Source organism: Actinoallomurus acaciae (assembly GCF_042429965.1).
Taxonomy (GTDB): Bacteria; Actinomycetota; Actinomycetes; order Streptosporangiales; family Streptosporangiaceae; genus Actinoallomurus; species Actinoallomurus acaciae.
Genome location: NZ_JBHLZP010000538.1, coordinates 1 through 5,311, shown reverse-complemented (window position 1 = coordinate 5,311; position 5,311 = coordinate 1). Strand labels below are relative to the sequence as shown.

At 67.8% G+C, this 5,311-nt stretch carries 6 protein-coding genes; 2 read left to right on the top strand and 4 right to left on the bottom strand.

All coding sequences use genetic code 11. From position 1 onward, the window contains the following. The first annotated feature begins 182 nt into the window (after positions 1–182). Both ACFFNX_RS41180 and ACFFNX_RS41175 read left to right on the top strand, forming a co-directional pair. On the top strand, positions 183–800 hold the full coding sequence (locus tag ACFFNX_RS41180) for a hypothetical protein (RefSeq protein ID WP_378211616.1): 618 nt from the start codon (positions 183–185) through the stop codon (positions 798–800). A 54-nt stretch (positions 801–854) separates the two neighbouring features. Further along, the gene (locus tag ACFFNX_RS41175; RefSeq protein WP_378211615.1) at positions 855–1,172 is read left to right on the top strand and encodes a DUF4333 domain-containing protein; all 318 of its coding nucleotides are present in this window, start codon (positions 855–857) and stop codon (positions 1,170–1,172) included. A 66-nt stretch (positions 1,173–1,238) separates the two neighbouring features. Here ACFFNX_RS41175 and ACFFNX_RS41170 read toward each other — a convergent pair whose 3' ends face one another. The 4 genes from ACFFNX_RS41170 to ACFFNX_RS41155 form a co-directional block, all read right to left on the bottom strand. Beyond that, entirely contained in the window at positions 1,239–3,314 is a 2,076-nt protein-coding gene (locus ACFFNX_RS41170; RefSeq protein WP_378211614.1) for a Xaa-Pro dipeptidyl-peptidase, read from the bottom strand. 315 nt (positions 3,315–3,629) lie between these two features. Beyond that, on the bottom strand, positions 3,630–4,112 hold the full coding sequence (locus ACFFNX_RS41165) for a DinB family protein (RefSeq protein WP_378211613.1): 483 nt from the start codon (positions 4,110–4,112) through the stop codon (positions 3,630–3,632). A 189-nt stretch (positions 4,113–4,301) separates the two neighbouring features. After that, positions 4,302–4,814, bottom strand: coding sequence for a hypothetical protein (locus ACFFNX_RS41160; protein WP_378211612.1), 513 nt, complete (start codon positions 4,812–4,814; stop codon positions 4,302–4,304). A gap of 187 nt (positions 4,815–5,001) precedes the next feature. After that, positions 5,002–5,311 (bottom strand): hypothetical protein (locus ACFFNX_RS41155; protein ID WP_378211611.1); only part of this gene is annotated, 310 nt, incomplete at its 5' end.

Genomic DNA, 5,311 nt, shown 5'->3' with positions numbered 1-5,311 from the left:
ACACCTTCAACAGGTCATAACCGCTGGCACCGTCCATCTCGGCGATCAGCCCCAGCATCGCATGTCGCAGACTCATGCTTCTGAATGTACATGTCTATGTTGACACGTCACTAGTGAAGGATCTAGTTTCCACATGTCTGTTTAGGAATGTCATGCGGTTCTCGACACGGGAGGGTTCCCCCATGCTGTTGCACTACGCCCGTATGTACGCGCCCTGGATCCTGCTCGCGGTCGTGAGCGGCTGGAACGCCCAGGCCGGCGCCATTACCGGCCTTCTCGCGGCGGCCCTGCTCCTCGCCCTGGACCTACGCCGCCGTCGCCCGGCCGACTCCTTGATCCTGGAGATCTCCACCACCGTCTTCATGGCCCTGCTCACCGCACTCGCCCTTACCGCCCCCGGCTCGGGACTGCTGCACTACGGCGCGTCCATGGCGATCGGCTGGCTCGCCCTCACCGCCTGGGCGACCATCGTGACCGGCCACCCCTTCACCGAAGGCATCGCCCGCCGCGACGTCTCAGCCGACATCGCCGCCACGGAACTGTTCAAACGGATCACCCGCACCATCGCGATCGCCTGGGCGACCGGCTTCACCGCCACCGCCATCGTCCTGACCTTCGTCCAGCACGCCGCCCCGGACAACACCCTGCTCCTGGTCATCGTGAAGATCTGCGGCTTCACCATCCCGGCCGTCTTCACCGCCCGCTACCCCGAAACCGCCCAGAAGCGCTACTTCGCCGAACTCGAGACGGCGAACCCGACCACGACGCCGATGCCCCACCCGCAGTCGAACCGCTACTGACCGACCCCGGCGGCTCACCCGCGTTCGGTGTCAATCGATTGGGAGGTAAACGAAATGAGCATGGGCAGACCGCTCCTCGCCGCCGGCATGATGCTGATCGCAGGGTGCGGTTTCAGCGCAGGCGCCGGCAAATCCGTCGACAGGTCCGACGTCGAGCAACAGGTGGCCGATCGACTGTCGGCGACCGTTGGACAGAAGCCGACAGCGGTGACGTGTCCCGGCGACCTCAAGGCGAAAAAGGGCGCGAAGATGCGTTGCCGACTCGAGGCGTCGGATGGAACGAATTACGGTGTCACCGTCACCGTGACATCCGTTGACGACGGCAGGGCCGACTTTCGGATTCAGGTCGACGATAAACCGCTCTCCACCTAGCCGACCGGCCGCGCGGCAAACGTTCGTCGCCGCGCGGCCGGTCGTACGTTCGGGCACGCGTCGGGGCTACCTGATCACGCCGCCGTTGACCGGCAGCGTCACACTGCTGTGGGCGAGGTCCATCGTCAACCGCGTGCCGGGCGCCGGGCGGATCGTCGCCTCCTGGTCGCTTGACAGGATCATCACTCCGATGCGGTGGCCGGCGACGACGACGGAGTCCTTGGGCTGCATGTCGACGTCGAACGAGTAGAACCTGCCGGGCTTGATCGGCTGGGTCCGGGCATCCGAGGTCCGGTTCTCGGGATCCTGCCAGCCGCGAGTGAGGATGGTCCCCGGGCCGGTCGGCGGGTAGTCGACCAGTACGGCGGTCAGGTTCGCGTGCGCCTTGCCGAACGCCATCCGCACCGAGACCGACGGCGTGCCGCTGATGTGCACATCCCTGGTGAGCACCGGGGTCTCGTAGAGCAGCCGCGCGTTCGACGATGCGGCGTTCGCCGACGTCGCCGCGGTCACCGTGGCGTCGTCGATCAGGGTCTCGTCGCCCGTGGAGCCCTTGCCACCGGTCAGCCCGCCGACGCCCGGCGCACCCGCCGTGAAACGCAGCCTGTCGGGGGCGGTGCCCGGCACCGGCCACTCCGCGTACGGCACCGGGTTGAGCCGGGCCGCGCACTCCAGCGCGACCGTCGCGCCGTCCGCCACCTTCTCGCCGGCCGCGGTCGCCACCGGCGCGGACAGCGTGATGTGTCTGCTGTCGGGGATGCCGACGATGTCGCGGGTGACCGTCTTCACGGTGCCGTCCGCCGCGGTGACCGGGATGTTCGGTGTCAGGCCGAGCGTGAGCGGCCTCGAGTCGGCGACGGTGAGCGTCGTGGTGTTCGACTGGTCGCCCACCGCCGTGCTCTGCCGTACCGGGCAGGCGTTCGCCTCACGGACCACCCAGGCGCGCGGCAGCCTCTCGACGTCGTTGTGCACGCCGAACAGATAGCGGGTGAACCAGAGGTTCATGAACACATCCGGCGGCGCGCCGCCGTGGCCGCTCTGGTGGAAGTACAGCATGTGCGGCACGCCGAGTTTCTTGATCGCCCCGTAGAACTGCGCCATGTTCTTCGTCATGACGTTGAAGTCGTTGTTGCCGTGCGCGACGAGCACGGCGGCACGCACGTTGTGGACGTCCTTCATGTAGTTGCGGTCGTTCCAGAACGAGCTGTAGTCGCCGGTGGTCCGGTCCTGCCGCTCGGCCAGGTTCGCGATGACCGGCTTGCAGATGTTCTGGTCGGCCCGCGAGTACACGTCGTTGGCGAGAATGTCGAGGTCCTCGCCCTGGTACGTGAACGGCGCGCGCACCATGCCGTTCGCGCGGTAGTAGTCGTACCAGTCGGAGATGGCCGAGACCGGCACGATGGCCTTCAGGCCCTTGACGCCCGTCGTCGCGACCGCCTCGGGCAGCGTGCCGTTGTAGGACGTACCCGTCATGCCGACGTTGCCGGTGGTCCAGTCCGCGGAGACCCGGGCGTTCGAGGTGGGGCCGGCGAACGCGGGCACGCGTCCGTTGAGCCAGTCGACGACCGCCTTGCCGGCGTTCGTCTCGTTCGGGCCGCCGGACGTCGGGCAGCCGGTCGACTCGCCGGTGCCCGGAGACTCGGCGTGTACGACGGCAAAGCCGCGCGGCAGCCAGGTCGACTCGTAGATCGTGCTGATGATCGGGGTCGTGACCTTCGGCTGCCACGGCGGCACCGGCGGACGCGGAGGCGCCGGGTTGCCCAGTTCGTAGTCGACCGGCCAGAACGGCTCCGGGCCGATGCCGGCGTAGTACGGGCTGTCCTCGAGGATCACCGGTGCCTTGTAGTGGCAGGCCGGGTTCGCGGTCTCGGCCGGGCGGGTGATGTCGATGTGGATCCGGTCCGGCTTGCCGTCATGGTCGCTGTCGTCGTGGGTCTGCACCCACGCCTCGCCGCGGACCCAGTTCGACGAGTCGGCGGAGAAGACGCTCTGCGAGAGGCCGCCGGCGAAGGTGGGGGTGGCGCATCCACTCGCCGGTGGGGCCTTGGCGGCAGCGGGAACGGTCTCGGCGACAGCCGGAGTGGCCAGAACCCCGAGTCCGAGCACCGTCGTAGCCGCAGCGAGGATTGCAGCATTTTTCATCAAAAAAGCCTCCTTAGCAGGCTTTAATGACGTTAAAACGCAGTTATGGAGAAAGTCGTGTCGGAGATATGGCCATCATTGGACAGAATTTCGGGCTTGCGCGTGCCTTGAAGGCCGAGAGGACTGCGGTGTACGGCGCCGACTGAGCGGGGCCGCACGGGAGGCGCGCTGCGCGGCAAGCGGCAGTGAGCCACCCAGCCGGGCGCTCCACCGGGCCCGTACCGTCGAGCTCTCGCTACAGGGCTGACTTGGTGCAGGACGCTCCGCCGGTCTCGGAATCGGCGCGGGGCGTTCGGACGCTTGCCGCCCAGGAGCTCACCGGGGGCCGAGTCCCGTCTTTCCGTCGAGCAGTTCGCGAACGATGTCGAGGTGGCCGGCATGACGCGCGGTCTCCTCGATCATGTGGAGCACGATCCGGCGTAGGTCGGTGATCTCTTCTCCGAGCGGATCGGGGTGACGTCCGCGCGGGGGCGTCGACAGGGGCATCGAGGCGAGGATCGCGTTCGAGTGTTCGCACTGCGTGCGGTAGAACGCGAAGACCGCCGATGGCGGGCGTGAGGTGATCAGTGGAGTGTGGTCGTCGGGCCAGGGCAGCGGCTCGGCGGAGCCGGTGGCGATCTCCTGGAACCAGTGCCGCTCGGCGTGGCCGAGGTGTTCCACGAGCCCCAGGGGCGTCCATCCCGATGGCAGGACCGGAGTTGTCAACGCCTCGGTGTCGAGCCCGTCGACGATCGCCAGAACGCTCGCGCGTTGCGCCTCCAAGAACATCAACAGTGTGTTCTTCTCGCCATCATCCATTCGGTCCATGCCCTTCCTCATCGCCCGGCGAAGAGTGGTCGACAAATCCCGCGCGGGACCATTGCGAGTGCCGGACGGTAGCAGGCCGGACCGACAATCCTCTCGGCCAAAGCGTTCCGGAAATGTACGACCGGGCCTGGAAGGCGTTTCAGGAGGAGCCTCTAGACGGCGCAAGTCCTGCCGGCCTGCTCACAGGCATATCCAGCAGTAGAGCCGGTCGTCCGCCCGGCGAGCGCGACGGGCCAGGGCCACGAAGCTCTCAATGATGTCCAGCGCGAGCGTCGCGTCCATGTGGCCGTCGAACTCCTCGATCCGGGCCCACTCATCGGCGATGGAGGGCAGCGCGTGGTCGTCGACGTCGGCGAGCGCGTCACGGATCCGGTCGCCGAGTTCTTCCAGCCAGGGGCCGGTGTGCCACGGAGACTCCTCGGGCAGCCCGTTCATCTCCTCGACGGAACCGGGCTTCGTCTCCTCCGGCGGCCACACGGCAACGGTCTCGATCAGGTCGGTGCTCCACGGCACGGCGAGGATCAGCCCGATCAGCTGGCCGAGAACGACGTAAGGGTCGATACCCTTCGCGTCCAGCGCGTCTACGCCCGCCCCGGCGGTGGCCGGGCCATGCGGTATGCCATCACCTTGATCAAGCAGCCGAAACGCCGTCTCTCCGTCGGGTGCCCGGAAGTAATCGATCAACACGCCCACGCGTCCGCTCCCATCGACGTCCAAGGACCACAGGTGCGCGGATCGTACCGACACCCACCGTCAAACCACGGCGGACAATGAGGTGTACGAACGCCACGGGTTCACCGTGGAGGCCGAGGACCCGATCGACGTCTACCTGGTGCGACGGCCGGGTGCGGGCGCCTTCGGAACGTGAAGGCGCGCGTCGTCATACCGTGCGGAGTGCGGCGACGGCCCTTCGCAGTCGGTCCCGCGACCGTTCGTCCTCCCAGACGATGTCGTCGTCAAAGCCGGTGACCACGATCCGTTCGTCGCGGTGGGCGAGCCGGTCGAGGTCCGCGACGGCCTCCGCGGCGCCCATCTCGACCAGCAGCGGCACCGCGCCGCGGCCGCCGTACGGTGCCGTGATCGCCGTGATCAGACGGCCGGCCAGCTCGCCCGGCGGGGTGCCGAGACGCCACAGCGCGCGGGCCGCCGCCACCGTGCTCCAGTGGTCGTCGAGGCGGTCGCGCAGGGCC